The organism is Dictyobacter arantiisoli, assembly GCF_008326305.1.
Lineage (GTDB): Bacteria > Chloroflexota > Ktedonobacteria > Ktedonobacterales > Ktedonobacteraceae > Dictyobacter > Dictyobacter arantiisoli.
Genome location: NZ_BIXY01000080.1, coordinates 1 through 19,135, shown reverse-complemented (window position 1 = coordinate 19,135; position 19,135 = coordinate 1). Strand labels below are relative to the sequence as shown.

The window sequence follows — 19,135 nt, the reverse complement described above, 5'->3', positions numbered from 1 at the left end:
AAAAGGGGCGAAGGATCAAGTGTAGTTTTACTCTTGGTACAACAACTAGTTCCTCCTATACTATTCCCAGAAACCAAAATTGCTATGAGAGAAAGAGAAAAGATAGATGAGTTCAATACGTGCGATAGTGGTTGATCCTGAAGTTCCAGGGCGGTTTGCCATCAAAGAGGTCGAAGCGCCCCAGGCTGGCCCGTCGGAAGCGCTTGTGCAGGTTGAGGCAATTTCTTTGAATCGAGGAGAGGTGTCGCGTGCCATGGGGGCCGAAGCGGGCTGGCGACCCGGTTGGGATCTGGCCGGAACCGTCATCAAGCAAACTGCGAATGGGACAGGGCCGAAAGTCGGGAGCCGGGTGGTAGGCATAGTGAATGCAGGCGCATGGGCTGAGCAGGTGGCGGTTCCTACGGACAGGCTGGCCGAAATTCCCGCCAGCGTAACGTTTGCTCAGGCGGCAACCTTACCTGTTGCTGGGCTCACTGCGCTCCATGCACTTGTGAAAGGAGGGCTTCTCCTGAACAGGCGCGTGTTGATTACCGGTTCCACCGGTGGGGTGGGACTCTTCGCACATCAGCTCGCCCGGCTCAGCGGTGCCTATGTCGTCGGCACGGCTCGCAATGCTCGCAACGAGGCGTTAGTACGTGAGGCAGGAGCAGATGAGGTGATCGTGGGGGACGATATCGAGCTGGCGCGTGCCTATGGCCCTTACCACTTGATTATCGAATCGCTCGGTGGCAAAACCCTCGCCGGTGTGCTTCCTCTGCTGGCAACAGGGGCAACCTGCGTCACGCTGGGCTGGTCGGCATCTGTAGAGGCAACAATTGACGTCAGCAATTTAATCCGTATGGGGAGAACGACCATCTCCGGACTGATGTTTTATGCAGAATTAGATCGTCGTGCTGCATCTGAAGATCTGGCCTGGCTCGCGCAAAAGGTAGCCGAGCAGCAATTGCGGACGCCGATCGAGGTTGAAGCTTCCTGGCACGAAATTGGTGAGGTCGCGCAACGCCTCCTGCAAAGACAATTCACTGGCAAAGCTGTTCTGCATCTAAGGAAATAGTCCATCTGAAGCTGCCAGAAGCTTGAAACCAGTAGAAGAACCTTCGGCAGCATCAAGCTGAGTAACTGTCGTCCTCGTCCTGCAAACCCGTGACCTGGACGATTACAACGATAACATGGACTTTTGAGCATAGATCGTATTGCGTCGATCAACTATTGTCCCTGACAATCATCACTTGCTTCCGGGGCATGCAAGTGATGATTGTTCACAAAAATCAAACCACTGTAAAAGATCAGGCTACGGTACAGGTAGCTCCATTTAGCGTAAAGGCGGTGGGCGATGAGTTGGTTCCGCTCCAGGAGCCATTAAAGCCCGGAGACGAATTCAGCGTGCCGCCAGCGGGGATAGAACCGTTATAAGAGGTATTGGTGATCGTCACGCTGCTACCGGACTGGGTAACGGTGCCATTCCAGAGCTGGGTGATCGTTTGCCCGTTGGGGAAGTTGAACTTCAAGCTCCAGCCATTGATCGCCGTGGAGCTGGTGTTAGTGATGCTTATGCTTGCACCAAAGCCTGAATTCCACTGGTTTGAGACCACATAATGGACGCTACAGGAGCCACTGCCGCCCGTGATCGGCGTTGGCGTCGGTGTTGGCGTGCTTCCTCCACCAGTGGTCGGCGTTGGCGTTGGTATTACTGCGGAGCCTCCCAGCGCATTCAGGAAGGACGTATAAGCGGGCTTCGGCTGGTAATTTGAATCGTAGAGAAGCGCCTGGCCCTGACCAGAGAAGGTGCCTGGAACCCAGGAGTCCGGCTCACCAACGCCCCAGGTGGTGATATCATTGCAGCGTGAAACCCCCAGACAAGCCTTAGCGACATTGGCATAGTCGGTGGCCTGCTGATTCAGATTGGCGCTGCTGGCGGGCGTGGGCATGCGGTCGTCCAGCTCGGTGATCTGCACGTCAATGCCCAGATTGGCGAATTTCTGTAAGGTGGCCTGGAAGTCCGCTGGCACCTGTCCGACAATAAAGTGGGATTGGAAGCCAACACAATCAATTGGCACACCGCTTGCCTTGAAGCTTTGCACCATAGAATAAACAGCCTGGCTTTTCGCGCTGTTCATATCCTCGATATTGTAATCGTTGTAGCACAGCTTGGCATTGGGATCAGCTGCACGCGCTGTGGTAAAAGCATCCGCAATATAGGCGTTGCCGATATCGTTCTGGAAGATATCGCTACGCCGGGTTCCATCTTCGTTAAAGGCTTCATTGACCACATCCCAGTACCAGATGTTGCCCTTGAAATGGGTCATCTCAGCGGTGATGTGGTTGTTCATGACAGACAGGATTTGAGAAGCCGGAACGTTGTTGACCCAGCCAGCGAGCTGGTTGTACCAGACCAGCGTATGGCCACGAATTTTCATGTTATGGCTCTGAGCGAAACTCACAATCTGATCCGCTGGCCCAAAGTTAAAGCTCCCCTGTGAGGGTTCTGTTGTTTGCCACTTCATCTCATTGCCAGGGGTCACCCCATCGAACTGAGTCTGGACAATCGTTGTATACGGGTTGTTGCCCAGGAGATTGGCTGCAATAGCGGCTCCGATAGTTCTGCCGCTGGCCGCACCCGCCTGTGCCAGGGAAGAGGCGGCTGAAGCTGAATGCAGCACCACTGCGCTCAAACTCAGTGACAGGAGGAGAAATGCCAGGGGAATGACGAAAAACTTTTTTCGGTCAAAATGACGAAACATCCTTGTTTTCCTTTCTCATCCCTGATGAAAGGTACTATAGCAAGAAGGACATACAGAAGATCTGTCGCCCTATTGTCTTGACGTCGGGATGAATCCTTCAAACCGACGCCGGTTTGCTCAACAGAGAGACCGCGAGCGAAAAATTCCGCCTGTTTGCTTCCCCAGGCTAACCTGTTGCTATCGTTTGCCTGGTTCAACGTTGGGTCTCTGTCTTTTAGGGTGAATGCGGGGTGCAGGGGCGACACACCCTGACGGAGCGCGAGGCGTCCTCGCCATGATTCCCTTCACCTGGATGGATAAAAAGCCTCGACATTTTATGTTAGTACGTGTATACTACTGATACAGTATATACCTACTCCTTGACGTTTGTCAAGGTTTTTATAGGAAATTGTGATATCTCTTGCATATAAGAGGTAATACCGGTATATTACCGGAAAGGAAAACTATTTAAAAGGCTCATTCAAAAGCAGAAAAAAACGGGATTTTCCAAGAGGGTACAACAGGCCAGGTTCATTTTTCAACATTATATCTTCTCCACCTGCAATGGGAACATGTGACCTATTTCTATTTTATAGTACAAAAGTTCTATCTTGTCGCGTTTTACCATCCTGCTTGCGCAAAGCATGGTATCATTTGCTTACAGATAGAACATGCGCACTAAAACAGCACGTATCGTGCTCAATGATGACATTTTCAATAGATGAGGAAAGAGGATTATATGAACCGTTATATGCAAACAAAGTGGTCCTGGATTGAGGGCACCCACAAAGTACGCTTACAGCTCTTGGAAAGCCTGAACGATACAGATCTGACTTACAATCCCGGGGGACAGAATATATCCCTGGGAGCATTATTTCGGGAGCTGGGCGAAGTTCAGTATTCGTATACGCAATCGCTACGAACCTTCAAGCAAGATTGGTCGTATCGCAATCTGGAAGTGGGTTTGGAGAGCAACAGTATCCAACTCAAAACGTGGTTTCAGACGCTGGATGAAGAGATGAAAGCTGTGGGAACAGCCTTATCCAATGAGGATTTAACGAAGGAAATTGATCGGGGTGGCTATGCTGTAACAGCCGAGATGCAACTCGATATCTATCTTCAAGCACTACTGATCTTCTGCGGCAAGGTGAGTATTTACCTCAAGGTAATTAATAAAGTCTTGCCGGAAATGCACGCATTTATTGGCTAGTATAGGAATGCCACCTTTTTAGTATGTAGTGCAGAAAAAGTCAGGAGTGAAACGCACCTCTTCCTCCATGGTGGGCGTCACCCCCTGACACCTGCTCCTGGCTCTCGTCTAGCAGATTTCTCTTCTCCGCCCCCCCAAATTCGAGGGAACTCCATTATTGCATTCTGGGATTTCTCTCAGTCCTATCACAAAGATCTGTTTTTTTGTGTAAGCTTTTTGCCTGCAAAGGTGACTCTATTATAGAGAAGTAAGAAAGGCTATCTGAACGTATGTCGGTTACAGCACCATCCATGGATAATGCGAACAAGGATGAAATAAGCGAGGACGCGCACAAAGCACTGGAGGAGAATCTCGAACATCTTTTGAAGGCTGCCGAACCGCGCCTGGCACTGCTTGCCAGGCGTTATGGCGTGCCACCTGATGTGGTAGGAGATGTCGTACAGGAAACTCTCGTCACCGCCTGGCAAAATCTGGCTCATTTACGCTCGCCGGACCACTTTGCGTTCTGGCTTGACGGTATCTGTCGTAATATGAGCATGCGCTGGGCACACGCCCAGCGTACGACTGATCTTCACCAGCGTACCTTCTCCTCGCTGCAACCCAAACACGCCACGTTTCAGGCTGGGCAGGAATCTATCAACGCATCTCATATATTCAATATCGTTGATCCACAATTCCTTGACCTGACGGAAGAACTCAATCGCCATGATCTGGCAGTGCTGCTGGATCGCGCTATGGGCTATCTTCCAGCCGCAGGACGTAAAGCGGTAGAGATGCATTATCTGGCGGATCTGCCACAACGAGAGGTCGCGTCGCAACTCGGCATAACCATCAACGCACTGGAAGTAAAACTTCATCGCGCCCGCCGCCAGTTGCGCCAGGTGCTCCAGCATGAACTGCGCGCCGACGCCGAGTCCTTTGGCCTGCTCCATAATGATGAGATGGCGCGGCAGGGATGGCACGATACGAGTATCTGGTGCTACATATGTGGACAGCAACGTTTACAGGGACTCTTCGAACCATACCCCGATGGAGCGGTTGGCCTGCGTCTGCGCTGTCCAGGTTGCTCTTCAGTGAGCAACGACGACATCATCAATACCACTACGAAGGTGCCATTCGCGCATGTGCGGTCCTTCCGCCCCGCATTGAAGCGCGCGCTACAAATAGTGCCATCCATCTACTTAGAGGAATTCACCACAGGTCGGCAACGCTGTCATATCTGCGGGCAACACGCGACCTTGCGCGGCATTGAGCCGGAAGTCCTGCCTGCACCCTTCTATACCCGATTCAATATCGTTTTTATCTGTCCCACCTGTGGACGCCTGGTATCCAGTATCTTCTCACTTTGTCTGACCTATCCTTCGGCTTCTCAATTCATTATGCAGCATGAGCGCTGTATCATTGAGCCTGAGGAATTGATTGATTATCATGGGCGACCAGCGATCAGCGCCAGCGTTCACGACCCTGCGAGCGCAGAGCGTCTCACGTTGATACTGCATCGTCATACCCTTCAATTACTGGCTGTATTCCAGACCGGAGGAAATCCTCTGTAGGGACATCCCTGGTGGGTGTCCCTACGGCGAGCCGTTGCGTTGAGGGCTCGTAATAAAAGGATCTAACGCACTGTAATAATAGAAAGGTATCTCTATGTCTCTTGTACGTCGTATACTCTCTTCCAACATCGGACTGCTGGTGCTTGAACTTATCTTGATCCTGATTCCAGTGTTTGTGCTAACCAACCTGCTGAACCTTCTACCCACCGCATTTCAGCAGAGCACCAGTGGAGACCTTGTTCTCAACATGCTGGCGGCTATCATTATCGTTATTGTGTTCGCGCTGGAGATGCATAAGCTCGAACATCGTTCTCTCGCTGATGTGGGATTTGCCCGCCAACAGTGGCTGCGCCAGACGGTGCTCGGGTTCACGCTTGGTGGCGCTTTGATGACAGTCGTCATTCTCGTACTGACGATCACCGGTGCCTACCACATTACTGGCGCAGATGGATTCGCTATTGTCGAATGCGTCTTCCTTACCATTGCGCTGGCCCTGCTCACGCTGCTCTTTACACGCAGTTCCAAGATTGGCTTCTTCCACTATGTGCTTTTCATTTTGCTGCTCGTCGGCTTCATTTCTACCTCTGTCACAATGCTGATCCTGATCGGCGGTGCGGTCCAGGAAGAACTGATCTTTCGTGGCCTAATCTTCCGCAGGCTGGAGCGCTCCTTTGGCTCCTGGATTGCTCTGGGCGTCAGCGCCATCTTGTTCGGTTTCGCCCACCTACTCAATCCTAATGGCTCGCTGATAGGTGCCCTAGGGATCGCAATTACGGGTGGTATTCTCTCCGCCATCATCTATATCCTGACGCGTAGCCTGTGGTGGGCCATCGGTGTACACCTGGGCTGGAACTACTTTGAAGGGCCGTTCTTTGGCGCGCAACTCTCAGGACATAGCCTGTCCGGCGGCGTCTTCTCTTCCACCCTCACCGGCCCTGTAGTGTGGTCGGGCGGCAGCTTCGGGCCCGAAGCTGGTCTGGCGAGCATTATACTCATTAGTGCGTTTGGCTTCTACCTGTGTTACCGCGCCTCGCGCCAGAATCTCATGCTTTCGCGCAACCAGCCACCAAGTATCCCGGAAGAAAGGCAAAGAGCATAAGGATTAAGATGGTGTGTTGATTTTATCAATGGAAATCAACGGAAATCAACACAAATCAAGAATGGTGATGGAGCTCGATATGCTGAGTCGAAATCCATCACAAACGGTTGGTTTCTTTATCCTTTGACAACTACAATCGGCTTGAGGCGTACAACGAGGCTTGCCAGACCGGCATTATGCACGACATTTACCACTTGCTGGGCATCCTTGTAGGCCTGTGGAGCCTCTTCGGCGAGCAAGTTCTTGCTGTGCACACGGATGGTGACGCCTTTCTTCTCCAGCATTTCGAGCAGTTCTTTGCTTCCTACGGCCTTTTTGGCGGCGGTACGACTCATGCGGCGTCCGGCACCGTGGCAGCAGGAGCCGAAGCTCTGTTCCATTGATCCCTGTGCGCCGACCAGCATGAAGGAGTAGCGTCCCATGTCTCCGGGGATCAGCACGGGCTGTCCTATTGCTTGATACTTTTCTGGTAGCGCAGGATGTCCAGGTGGAAAGGCACGTGTGGCTCCTTTGCGATGGACACAGACACGCTTCATCTCGCCATCGATCTCGTATTCCTCCATCTTGGCAATGTTATGGCAAACGTCATAGACCAGCGGCAGATCCCTGGCGCGGGCTTTGCGGCCAAAGATCTCGGCAAACGACGTGCGAACACCATCCATCAGCAACTGGCGATTGGCCCAGGCGAAGTTGGCAGCGCACTTCATAGCTCCCAGGTACGCCTGTCCCTCCCTGGATTGTAAGGGCAGGCAGGCTAACTGCCGATCAGGCAATTCGAAGCCATAGTCCTTCTGCTTCGACTCGGCCAGCTTGATATAGTCTTCCGCTACTTGATGACCGAAGCCCCGTGAACCACAATGGATTGTGGCGACGATCTGTCCTTTGCGTCCGATGCCCATGGTGTCGGCGGCGTGCTGGTCGTAGATATGATCGACGATCTGGATTTCACAGAAATGGTTACCCGAACCCAGGCTGCCCAGTTGCTTGCGTCCACGCGCCCAGGCTTGCTGGCTTACCGCCTCGGGGAGCGCACCCTGCAAACAGCCCTGTTCTTCGGTCATTTCCAGGTCTTCGGGGACACCATAGCCTTCAGCGACTGCCCAGCCCGCGCCTTGTAGCATCACGGACTGCATCTCATCGCGGCTCAGCACGCGCATACCATCTCCACCGACACCGGAGGGGATGCGTTTAAAGAGCACGTCAGCCAGATTCTCGACGCGTCCTTTGACCTGCTCATAGTGCAAATCGGTGGCGAGCAGGCGAACGCCACAATTGATATCGAAGCCGATACCGCCCGGCGAGATCACACCGCTCTCGGCGTCAGTGGCGGCGACTCCACCCACGGGGAAGCCGTAACCCCAGTGAATATCTGGCATACCCAGAGAGTGTCCGACAATCCCTGGCAGGCTCGCGACATTGGCGACCTGCTGCAAGGCATTATCGCCCAGGATCAGTTCCATCAATTCGTCGTCCGCATAGACCATTCCAGATACATGCATGTTTTTGTCGTAGTGGCGTGGGATACGCCAACGGTTCGCGTCGACCCGCTCTAAGGGGATTTTATTGCCCACGATCAAAGTTCTCCTCACATAGGTGTTCCTGGTTAGCTTATTGGTTTGGTGCCAGGCTGTTTTGAAGATAGAAAGATGTGTTAAAAGGATTGATGAGTATGCAACGCCAGGGAGTTGGATCGGACGTTCTCGACGCTTCTGCTTGCTTATTGCCTAGAGGTCGAGGATGATGCGCGCCTGATATCCGTTATCTCGCCGCTCGATGCTGGCTTCGTGCCAGGTGGCGGCTTTGACGGCACTGCCCAGATCGTGTCGCTCACGATCATAGCGTTCGCCAGTCGCGCGTCCTTCCAGATGATTATCTGTGATGGCCGTGATTTCGAAACTGCGAAAGAGGAGATATTCAGTATCGAAAAGAAAGATCAGTTCGTTGAGCCACGAGATAAGGAGCGCGATGTGATCGTGTCCCTCAACGCTGATTGCGCAACTCATCGTCTCATGAATCTGCTCTGGCGCGACCATGACGCTTTCCATGCCTTGCGCGGCGTGAATGAAAAGCTCTGCGAGGGTCGTTCCAAAGGCTGAGATGCCGATGTCCGCCGTATGCTCGAATACTTCATATGGCTTTCGCTGCATTAGTGTGCCATCCCGGTCCTGCGATAGGGCTTGTCTGCTGCGTGCTGCTCGCCTGGGATACTCTTATAGGAGAGGTTATTCTGTTTCATACGCATAGACCTGCCTTTCTTTTACTGAAGTATTCTTGCTTCCCTTTCAGCATACATATTCTTTTGCTATTTGTCAAGACATAAAACGGACAAATGGACATTCTCCGCCTGTTTATGGCTCAGCTTGTGAAATAGGCATCTGGTAGACGAATCCATTGCTGCCCATATAGATACCGCCATCGACATTGATACATCTGCCGCTGGCGTAGATATAAGGCTGGGTGACTTTTTTGGCGAGCCCGCCCAGCATGGTTGAGATGGGCGTGTGACCATGGATGATGCGTTCTCCCCCAAAGATTTGTGTGAAGCGGTCGATAAATTCTCCGCCACTATATTGATGGATAAAGACGCCGCGCATGGAAAAGGATTCGATGAGCTCTTCCCAGGCCAGGGTGTTGCTGCGTTTGAGGAGCGCATGGAAGGTTTCATTGACTTCGTTGATCGAATGTCCATAGCGAGTGTAGAAGGTGGAATCGGCATGGATCAACAGGGTGTCGTCGATCTGCGCCATGACGGGTCGCTCGTTGAGCCAGTTCAGATGCTGCATGGTGAGCTTCGCCAGATCCGCTTTCGCGCCACCGTTGCGTCGCCATTTGGTGATGAAGTTACTGCTCAGGCCCGTCGAGCGTCGTCCAAATTGATAGGCTCCCAGCATGAGGATCTCATGATTACCAAGCAAACAATCCACCATGCCCCCGACTACGGCCGCCTCTGTCTGCAAACGCATCACCAGATCTATCACCCCGATACTATCAGGACCGCGATCCACCAGATCCCCAAGCAGCCAGAGCGTGGCCGTACCACCGGTCCAATGTTGCTGCGCATTGATCAGATACACTTCTTGCAATAAGCGCTGCAAGACACGCACATGCCCATGAATATCACCCACTATATATATCGGAGCCGATCTGCCCATAAATACATCCTTCTCATACACAATTTGAGCTATCTCTCTACACCTGACCTGCATAGCAGAACCTATCCAGTATATGCGAAAACAGCGCTTCTGACAATCCGTAGCAGCCACCCTTCACGGGCAATACCGCTTCAATAACGAGAATCATGATGGGGAAGTATAGGTGCGTGCCGAGTTCGCAACCGAGGTGCGCTTTCCTCATCATCGTACGATTCCCACGCCCCCAAGCCCTGTATCCATTTCCCTGGGAGAGAGATGATGGAAGATGGAGGCACGGCACAAAGCGGTATTGCCCGTGACGGCAATGGCTGGTTGATCGGTACTATGTCTTGCCAACACATATAGACACACATAAACGAACATGTTACAATACATAGTATAAACTCAACCAGGAGAGGAGCCAGGCGTGGCAGAGTATCTGACAGTACAGGATATCGCACAAAGACTCGATGTTACGGGAGACACGATCCGGCGCTGGCTACGGGCTGGTAAGCTCAAAGGGATATCATTAGGACGTGCGGGCTACCGGATTCATGAAAATGATTTTCAACGATTTATGTGTCATCAACAACGTGAGCCCATCAATCCCGGCAACGCGGCATCCAATCCAGCCTCGGCACCTCTCAGCCATACCAACAGCACCAGTAACCCAAACCACCAGCGCATGCTATCGATGCTCTCCAGCGAGGAAGCTGTGCTGGCCCTGGCGTACGATGCAATCATTCTGCGCGATCCTATGCATGTGATTCTGGCCTGGAATCAGGGGGCAACCCGGCTCTATGATTGGTCCGAGCAGGAAGCCCTGGGAAAGATCGCCCACCTGCTCCTGCATACACGCTATCCGATCTCGCGCGAGGAGGTCGAGCTGCACTTGATCCAACATGGTTACTGGGAAGGTGAACTACGCATGCTCAATCGCCAGGGGCAGGAAATTATTGTCGAGAGTCGACAGATACTAAGACGCCATCCGCAAGGGCAACCGGATACCATTCTTGAGATCGACCGCGATATCACCTATCGCAAACAGACCGAGGAGGCTCTGCGCTTCCTGGCCGAGGCCAACCGCACTCTGAGCTCATCGCTGGACTATCAGACGACACTCCAACAGGTCGCGACGCTGGCGATTCCCACCCTCGCCGACTTCTGCTTTTTTGACTTGCTCAATCCTGACCACAGCATTGAGCGTGTCGCCTGGGCCCCTATTCAGCCCGAACAGGCTACCTACTATGATCAAAGCTTTGCCTTCGTACCGGATCTTGTTCATCCCACGCATCCCGTCAGCGGGGTACTGCGCAGTGGGGAACCAGAGATACATGCCTGCATCGACGAAGAGTGGATCAAACAGCGAGCCATCTCATCCGCACATGCGGAGTTTATGCGCTCTCTCGGCCTGCACTCCGTCATGACAATCCCGTTACGCTCCCAGGGGACCATGCTGGGGGCACTCACCTTCTGCTTCACTCAATCCAGACGCCACTATAGTCATCGCCATCTTGAGATCGCAACTGAGCTTGCTCAATGTGCCGCCCTCGCAATCGACAACGCCCGCCTCTATATGGAACAGGTGCAGGCGCGCCAGCAAGCCGAGCAGATGGCTCAGGAGACGCAGCAATTTGCCTCACTGGTTGCCAATAGTACCGATATAATCGGGATGGCGACCCTGGATGGCAAAATGCTCTATCTCAATCAGGCAGGTTGCACTCTCTGTGGTCTCGATGGTCCTGAGGATACTCGCGTCCACTCCGCGCGCAGCTTTATCCCAGAACATCTCCAGTCCTTTATAGAGGATGTCCTGTTGCCCAGACTCAGGGAGACAGGACGCTGGGAAGGGGATTTCCAGTTGCGCAACATCAAGACCGGCACATACAACGACGTACACCAGACCATCTTCCAGATCACGCATCCCCAGACACAACAGCCAGTCTGCCTGGCTATCGTGGCCCGGGATATCCATGAGCAGAAAGAGCTGGAGCAGCGCAAAGATAGCTTTATCGGCCTTGTCAGCCATGAGCTACGCAATCCATTGACCGCTATCCACGCCAACCTGCAACTCGCCGAACGCCGCATCAAAAATATCACACGGCAGAACGAGGTTACAGCAGATATCCAGAAAGCCTCAGATGACGCTCTAATGATCCTTGAACGTACGCTCCGGCAGACCAAAGTCATGAACCGCCTGATCGGGGACTTACTGGATGGTGCCCGTATCCAGGCCAACAAGCTCAATTTATCCTTCAAAGAGCAGGATCTAGCAGCCATTGTGCAAGAGGCGATCGTGGATCAACAGGCCCTCACATCCCGCCGTGCGATTCATCTAGCGCCGCTCCCCGATCAGGATCAGCCGATCGTGGTGCTGGCGGACCGGGAGCGCATCGGGCAGGTGATTCGCAATTATCTCAGTAACGCCTTAAAATATTCAGAGGCCAGCAGCGAAGTCAGCATCGGGATCGAGCGCGCTGCCGAATCTGCCCGTGTCTGGGTACGTGATGCTGGCCCCGGTCTCACACCCGAACAACAAGAACATATCTGGGACCGCTATTATCAGGCCCAGGATGTCAAAGTGCTCAGCGGCAGAGGTGCAGGGCTGGGCATGGGACTCCACATTAGCAAGATCCTGATCAATCGACACGGCGGCGTGGTCGGTGTCGAAAGCCAGAAAGGCAACGGCTCAACCTTCTGGTTCAGCCTGCCACACGCCGACTCCCTCTTCCCCGACGATTGAAAGCTCCTCTACGGCAGCAACGCTAGCAAGATCAGCATATCTTTTCCGGCCGAAGAAGTGCGGCGTGGAACGGCTATTGACCAGCAGAACACCTATAATAATGACCAGTCCCCCGACAAAGGTAAGTGGAGTAGGAATCTCATGCAGCCAGATCCAGGCAATCAGGGTAGAGAGGATGGGCGAGAAGTTTAAAAAGCTGGTCGCAATCGAGGCTGGCATGCGCGAAAGCGTAATGGCCCAGGTAACATTGGCGATAGCTGCCGGGAAGATACCCATATAGACAACCGCACGGGTGGCGGAGAGGCTGGCCCGTGGGAATTCCTGGATCAGTTGCGGGGCGAAGACGAACATAAAGAGTGTTCCGGCCCACATGGTATAGGCAGTCAATTCAAAGCTGCTATACTTGCGCAAAAAGCGCTTCTGGAAGATAAAATAGATACTCTCAGCCAGAGAAGCAATCAGCACCAGTAGCGTCCCAGGAGTAAAGCTAAAGCCGCCGCCCGCGCTAAACGAGATCAACGCCACCCCCAGAAAACTGATCAGGATGCCTAGCCAGTTCCACCGCTTCAAACGTTCCCGCAGCAGGATAAATGCAAATAAGGCCGTAAAACAGGGCACCGAAGCCACGAGAAAGCTCGCCGTCCCGGCGGAAACGCTCTGCTCTCCAAATGTCAAGCCAGCCTGATAGACAGTAATGCCCATAAAGCCAAGCACAAGAAAAGCCGGAATATCGCGCCAATCAGGCAGGCGCAACTTGATAATTACAGCATAGATAATCAGCGCCACCGCAGCCACCGAGAAACGCAAGAGCAGCAACGCACCGGGAGAATAGCTCTGCAAGCCCTCCCGAATACCCGCAAAAGCCGAAGCCCATAACACCAGAGTTAACACCAGCGTACTGGCACTACGCACACGACTGGACGAACGTGGAGAAACATCAGACATAAAAACAAGGCCCTTCCAAATATAAATTTGTCTATATAAATAAAAATATGATCACACACAAGCTCATCTTACCATTGCCAGCAACACCTTACCACAACCCAATTACGGCACAAAATGCCAAAAACAGATATTAGGGATCGAAGCGCATGATGGATACTGTGGGCATCGTACGAAGGTCGGTACTTCTGTGACTCGTACGATTCCCCTTCACCCAACACAATTGTTGCCTGAGACAGTATGAACGCATCCTAAAGAGCATTAGGGGAGGTTTCGGTACGAGGTCCGCTTTCCCGTTTCTCGTAAGACCATCTCGCCCCAATGCTCTCTCTACTACGCCATGCTCTCCTGGTTGGGGTACGGATGCGGATCTGCAGGAAAATGAGTTTCGTACGATTCACGGGAAAGCGGGCCTCACTTGCGTTCGGTCCGCACCTACGTTTTTCTACGTTTTTCGTCAAAATTTCTCTTATTTAAGCGGTATTGCCCCTCGCGGATGTATACGTTCATAGCGGTGCTTAAAGTATGATCATCCAATTGTACTATTCGATCAGCTTTTGGTAAATTTCAAGCTCATATAGCATATGGAAAGCGTGTTGTTCATATCAATCTGAGGTATGGCCTGTCGGTCAGAAACACTGCTTGCACGCTACTTACATGCAACACAGTGTTTCCAGCTGGTTCGTCAGTCTCGTTATTTCTTATCCAGCCAGTTCTACAGCTCACTATCCGCTATTCGCGGTCTTTTGCGCCCTGCTGGCCGGTTGAAAGATACGTCTGGATTGCGTTATCTCTGTTCAGTCAGCTTTTAGTGGGATATTCGATGCGTTCGTAGCCAGGATGAGAAGGGGTCGTGCCTTGCAAACACTGCCTTTCTCTTCAGAGAAAACTATCGATCATCACTCAATGTCCATCTCTGGTACTCAAGAATGTTATGCAGAACAGAAATAGCCCGAGACGCACAGTTAGAGAGATCCTACAATCCCGCAGATCTCACGCATCACAATTTCCATAAATTTATATTTATAAATGCATGGCTTTCAGCCAGCAATACACTCTGAGCAAAATGGGAAGCTTGAAAATGATATCAGATGCTTTTCTTTCCGTGTTTTACGGTCGCCTATCTGCTATCTGTGGCACAAGGTTCTGCATTGCTGCAGAGTAGAGGACTAGAGGTGGAAATGCGAGAATTGTCATTATATGAAATCAAATGCTACCATAACCAGAAGATGAAAGAGCATAGACACGAAATCACCGTACATATAAAGAGGAAATGCCACAACGCTGAGGATGTAGATGACCTTGTGCAGGAAGTTTTTCTGCGTTTTTTCAAAAATTTATGCAATACAAGAAGCGTACCCGATCATCCAAAAGCGTACCTTTATGCGATTGCAAAATCAGTATGCTGCGATGAATACCGAAAAATGAAAACGCGCGAAGGCACGGTGAGCCTGGATGAAAACACCGGACTGAGTGAGCAACTCTCAGATGAAAATAATCAACCAGATGATCTTTTGATCCGCAAAGAGGATATCGCCATCTTCAAAAAAAGGATTAATGAACTTCCTGAAGGCAAAATGAAGCGTACGGTACAACTCCTCATCGAAGGCTTCTCGATACCAGAAATAGCGCAGAAATTCAATCAGAAACGCAGTACTATCAGTAGTACGATCACACAGGCAAAGAAGCGCCTGCAAACTCTTTATCCGGCATAATAGTGAAGAAGGAAGCGGGCATCTATGAATAATATGTTTGATCAGCAATTTGTCTTTAAGAACAACTCTTTGGAACAGCACCAGCACCAGCAGCGACGGCAACCTGAAGGCCAGCGTGCAATACCAGCATCCAAATCCCCTCTTTCCTTTTGGGCAGCTACTGCATTTGGATCTGGATCTGATCTCGCTGCGACATCCATGAAAACCTGCTGTCACATTCAACCGTTGAACGTACAGCCAATCAGCGCATCGTCGGATGCGCTGATTGAAACGCTGCTGGAGGATACGCTGGAAAAGCGCCTGGAGACGCTCAGGTTAATTTCCTATCGTGCGTTGGATGTCACAGCAGATATCCAGCAGGTGCTGACCCTCCTGCTGGATGATCCCGAGATCGATATTCGGGATGCGGCGGCTACTGCCCTGGGCGAGGTAGGTGGACACGCGCAGTTGGATGCCTTGCGACGGGCACTGGATGATCCTGAATGGCAGGTACGGACCTCGGCGATCCAGGCGCTAGGAACGTTACGAGATAATGCAGCGCTTGAGTATTTGCTTGAGATGCTACAGGATGGGGATGAGAGTGTACGCGAAGCCGCTCTCTGGTCGCTTGCCAGATTCGAGCAACACGCCCCATTGCTTAAACTCACCGAACTGCTCAATGATCCCAATGAACTGGTGCGCAATGCCGCCGTTGAAGTGCTCGGCACACTACGTCCCTATCATCCACCCCTGGCACTGCTGCTCCTCTTTAAAGGGGCCCAGAAGGATGAGAGCGAACTGGTACGTGCGGCTGCACTGAAGATTCTACTTACCTATGAGCAGCCCATTGCCGAACCTTGCTTTTTACAAGCGATGGAAGATGAAAGCGAACTGGTACGCCTGACCGTGCTCCAAACGCAAGCCCACGTTCAGAAACTCATTGCGATTGAGCCTGTAATACTGGCATTAAAAGATGCCAGCCAGTCGGTTAGTGCCGAGGCATCCTTGCTGCTGAGCCTGTTTGTACAGGATGTGTTTCATGACACTGAAAAGGAATTCCTCTTATTAGCACTGAAGAATCCCCATCAGGAAATCCGCGCCCTCGCTATCTGGGCACTGGGCGAACGCATCGAACAGGATACGCTCGATCCACTGCTACAGGCCCTGCAAGATCCCGATGAAACGGTTCGCATGATCGCAGATTGGGCGATTTTACAGCTTGAAGCATCAGATGATTCACCCGATAAAGAACGTAACCATCAACATATTGGATTGATGGATACTTTTGTCTATCAGCAGGTAGCCGAGCGTTTTGCGTTACCCCCGGTGCGGCGCGACGGTGGTTATGTCTTCGCCACTTTGCTTGATATCCTGGCGGACAAAAAAGGCTTTGTCAGCGTGAAATTGTATCAGGAAGAAGAGGAGATTTTGCTGCTCCTCTTCAATTATCAACTCGCAGATCATTCGATCTATCAGGCGCTCTACGATATCTACGAGGTCTCTTTTGAACTGATTCCCAGCAAGCTGGCAACAAATGGCAAGGATCAAGTAATTCGTATGCTCACGAATTACTTACGACAAGAGCATATTGAGCGTCCGTGGTCAGAAATATTCATGCTCTTTTTGGAGCGTACCCTTCCCGAACAGTACACCGGACCGCGACGCAGGCCGATCAGTAAGATTGCCATTTGCGCGCTTGGCTATCAGCAGGTACGGGAAAATGACGTTTCGATCCAACAATGTATCGATAATTACTTTGACTGTTATTCGTTAGATCAGCACCTGCGTAACTCTCTCTGCGAGGTCTACGAACATGCACCAGAGTTTGATGCCATCCATAACATCTGGTATGACAATCATACATTCGCTGCGACCACCCAGCAAGCAGACAGCCATATAATGCCAAAGCGCAGAAAATCAGATAGACGAGCACGCCCACAACTCTTACCCTTGCGATAAGAATCACGAGCGTGCTTTTGCTACTTATTAGGGGATAAGTAGTTTATTAGGAGTGACGCTGATGGGCCCAGTATTCGAGCAGATCACTTTTGGTGACGATGCCTTCCAGGGTGTCTCCATGCATCACGGCTACCGCAGAGGTACAGTCGCTGAGCAGCGGATAGGCATCCTGGGTGGGAGTATTGGCTTCCAGCATCGGGAAGGTCGCGCCCTGGATTTCGCCAACCGCGCAGGTATCCAATGGCTCTCCACTGGCGAGACGGCGCAAGAGCAGATCCTCTGTCAGGCTACCAATCATCCGTCCATTCTCAAGCACAGGAGTCTGACTGATGCCATAGCGGCGCAAGAGTTCAACCGCATCGGCCACGGAATCCTGGGGACTGACGCTGACGACAAGCGGCATGCTGCGCGAATGCGTCCGGCGATAGGCGAGGACATCGTAGAGGGTCGGTCGATCATTTTCGGCCTGGACCAGCAGATCATTCTCACGCATCCAGGTTTCATTAAACTGTTTGCTGAGATAGCCGCGTCCAGTATCGGGCAGCAGGATCACCACGACATCATTTGCGGTCAGGCGTTTTGCATAGTTCAAACCAGCCGCCAGCGCCGTACCAGCCGAACCGCCGGTCAGGATACCCTCTTCACGGGCCAGACGCTGAGCATAGTGGAACGAAGTGCGATCATCGATACGCAGAACATCATCCACCAGAGAAGGATCATAGTTCTTCGGGAACATATCCATCCCAATGCCCTCAATCTTATAGGGTTTGGGTGTATCACCCGAATACACCGAGCCCACGGGGTCCGCGCCGATAATCTTGATTTGTGGATTGACCTCTTTGAGGTAGCGTGCGGTACCCGAGATCGTGCCCCCTGTGCCGATACCGGCCACAAACGCCGTCACCCGACCAGCCGTATCGCGCCAGATTTCCGGTCCCGTGGTCTTATAATGAGAGCCCGGATTAGCAGGATTAGAATATTGATCAGGACAACAGGCACCTGGAATCTCTGCGGCAAGACGATACGCGACATTTTTATAATAATCGGGCGAATCGTGATCAGCGCTACTGGGGCAAATCACCACCTCCGCACCATATGCCCGTAGCAAGCTGCGTTTTTCTTCGCTTGCTTTATCCGTCATCACAAAAATACAGTGATAACCCTTAATTGCCGCCGCAATCGCCAGACCATGGCCGGTATTGCCACTGGTCGGCTCAACAATCGTACCACCGGGACGAAGCAATCCCTGCTTCTCGCAGTATTCAATCAAGTTTGGACCGATGCGATCCTTCACGCTACCGCCCGGATTCATCATCTCCATCTTCACCAGGACAACTGGTGGCACATCACTCGCCATCCGATTGAGTCGCACAAGAGGAGTATTGCCAATCGCATCAATCACGGATGAGTAATATTTCATATCACCCATCGCAGGTTCTGTTGTTTGTTTCACGTACGTCTGCCTCTTTGAGGATATTTTTACTGAGTGTGGAAACCGGATGAATACAGGTCTCTTCCGGCCTCGCGTCAGGTACTGCTGTATATAAGCAAATAATCTAGCCCACAGTATAGCACATCTACCCCTCAACGTCGCCACCACCAAACTCATAGCCGCCACCTTGAAATAAGCCATGCCCCTATGGGAGCACCCTGAACCATGAAATTGCTCCCAATTTCAGAAGAATAACGAGAAGAGATGAACAAACCGGAATTGGTGAGAAGCATGAAGAGAAGTGTAGGTGCGTGCCGACGCGCACCTACTCCAACAAATGGAGGTGAAGCAAGAACTCCCTGCCTGCTGACGGAGTCTGGGTACGGATCCTGGCGTGCTTGCAAGCGTTTTTTTGCGTGCACTCCCATACCTCTTCATGAAGAGGTATGAAGGCGAGTGGAGCCATCCGTAGGAGCCCCCTGCTCTGGTGGGGCTTTGGGGCGCAATGGCAATGCCCCTCCACCCGTGAGAACTTATCCGAAAACGTGGAAGGAGATGATAGAATCAAGAACAAGGAAAGGAACACGAATCCCCCAAGCAAAGGAGAAACCAAGATGGCCCGAACCAAACCGTGGGAAGTCAGTGACCAATT

General features: G+C 52.0%; 13 protein-coding genes. 7 read left to right on the top strand and 6 right to left on the bottom strand.

From position 1 onward, the window contains the following. Positions 1-106 precede the first annotated feature (106 nt). Entirely contained in the window at positions 107-1,054 is a 948-nt protein-coding gene (locus tag F1593_RS21285) for a zinc-binding dehydrogenase (protein ID WP_149403581.1), read from the top strand. Positions 1,055-1,286: 232 nt separating this feature from the next. Here F1593_RS21285 and F1593_RS21280 read toward each other — a convergent pair whose 3' ends face one another. Next, positions 1,287-2,741, bottom strand: coding sequence for a glycoside hydrolase family 10 protein (locus F1593_RS21280; protein ID WP_149403580.1), 1,455 nt, complete (start codon positions 2,739-2,741; stop codon positions 1,287-1,289). A 718-nt stretch (positions 2,742-3,459) separates the two neighbouring features. On the opposite strand from F1593_RS21280, the gene F1593_RS21275 reads away from it, so the two are divergent. The 3 genes from F1593_RS21275 to F1593_RS21265 all read left to right on the top strand — a co-directional run bounded on the left by F1593_RS21275 (position 3,460) and on the right by F1593_RS21265 (position 6,582). Continuing rightward, complete coding sequence (locus tag F1593_RS21275) at positions 3,460-3,930, top strand: hypothetical protein (RefSeq protein ID WP_149403579.1); 471 nt, start codon at positions 3,460-3,462, stop codon at positions 3,928-3,930. Between the two features lie 269 nt (positions 3,931-4,199). Beyond that, complete coding sequence (locus tag F1593_RS21270) at positions 4,200-5,483, top strand: RNA polymerase sigma factor (protein WP_149403578.1); 1,284 nt, start codon at positions 4,200-4,202, stop codon at positions 5,481-5,483. Between the two features lie 94 nt (positions 5,484-5,577). Continuing rightward, on the top strand, positions 5,578-6,582 hold the full coding sequence (locus F1593_RS21265) for a CPBP family intramembrane glutamic endopeptidase (RefSeq protein ID WP_149403577.1): 1,005 nt from the start codon (positions 5,578-5,580) through the stop codon (positions 6,580-6,582). A 116-nt stretch (positions 6,583-6,698) separates the two neighbouring features. Here the strand turns inward: F1593_RS21265 and F1593_RS21260 are convergent, their stop codons facing one another. From F1593_RS21260 to F1593_RS21250, 3 genes are all read right to left on the bottom strand, one after another. Next, positions 6,699-8,153, bottom strand: coding sequence for an RtcB family protein (locus tag F1593_RS21260; protein ID WP_235932654.1), 1,455 nt, complete (start codon positions 8,151-8,153; stop codon positions 6,699-6,701). A 153-nt stretch (positions 8,154-8,306) separates the two neighbouring features. Then, positions 8,307-8,729 carry an archease gene (locus F1593_RS21255; protein ID WP_149403576.1) on the bottom strand — a complete coding sequence of 141 codons (423 nt, stop codon included), beginning with the start codon at positions 8,727-8,729 and terminating at the stop codon, positions 8,307-8,309. A gap of 201 nt (positions 8,730-8,930) precedes the next feature. Beyond that, positions 8,931-9,734, bottom strand: a complete 804-nt coding sequence (locus F1593_RS21250) for a metallophosphoesterase family protein (RefSeq protein ID WP_172632325.1) — start codon at positions 9,732-9,734, stop codon at positions 8,931-8,933. A 406-nt stretch (positions 9,735-10,140) separates the two neighbouring features. On the opposite strand from F1593_RS21250, the gene F1593_RS21245 reads away from it, so the two are divergent. Then, complete coding sequence (locus F1593_RS21245) at positions 10,141-12,456, top strand: ATP-binding protein (RefSeq protein ID WP_149403574.1); 2,316 nt, start codon at positions 10,141-10,143, stop codon at positions 12,454-12,456. On the opposite strand, the gene F1593_RS21240 is transcribed toward F1593_RS21245, so the two are convergent. Then, complete coding sequence (locus tag F1593_RS21240; RefSeq protein ID WP_149403573.1) at positions 12,403-13,401, bottom strand: DMT family transporter; 999 nt, start codon at positions 13,399-13,401, stop codon at positions 12,403-12,405. The two genes, F1593_RS21245 and F1593_RS21240, sit on opposite strands and share 54 nt — an antisense overlap. A gap of 1,088 nt (positions 13,402-14,489) precedes the next feature. On the opposite strand from F1593_RS21240, the gene F1593_RS21235 reads away from it, so the two are divergent. Then, entirely contained in the window at positions 14,490-15,113 is a 624-nt protein-coding gene (locus F1593_RS21235) for an RNA polymerase sigma factor (protein WP_149403572.1), read from the top strand. Positions 15,114-15,137: 24 nt separating this feature from the next. After that, the gene (locus F1593_RS21230; protein ID WP_149403571.1) at positions 15,138-17,051 is read left to right on the top strand and encodes a HEAT repeat domain-containing protein; all 1,914 of its coding nucleotides are present in this window, start codon (positions 15,138-15,140) and stop codon (positions 17,049-17,051) included. 46 nt (positions 17,052-17,097) lie between these two features. Here F1593_RS21230 and F1593_RS21225 read toward each other — a convergent pair whose 3' ends face one another. Further along, positions 17,098-18,471 carry a cystathionine beta-synthase gene (locus tag F1593_RS21225; RefSeq protein WP_149403587.1) on the bottom strand — a complete coding sequence of 458 codons (1,374 nt, stop codon included), beginning with the start codon at positions 18,469-18,471 and terminating at the stop codon, positions 17,098-17,100. Positions 18,472-19,135: the final 664 nt, after the last annotated feature.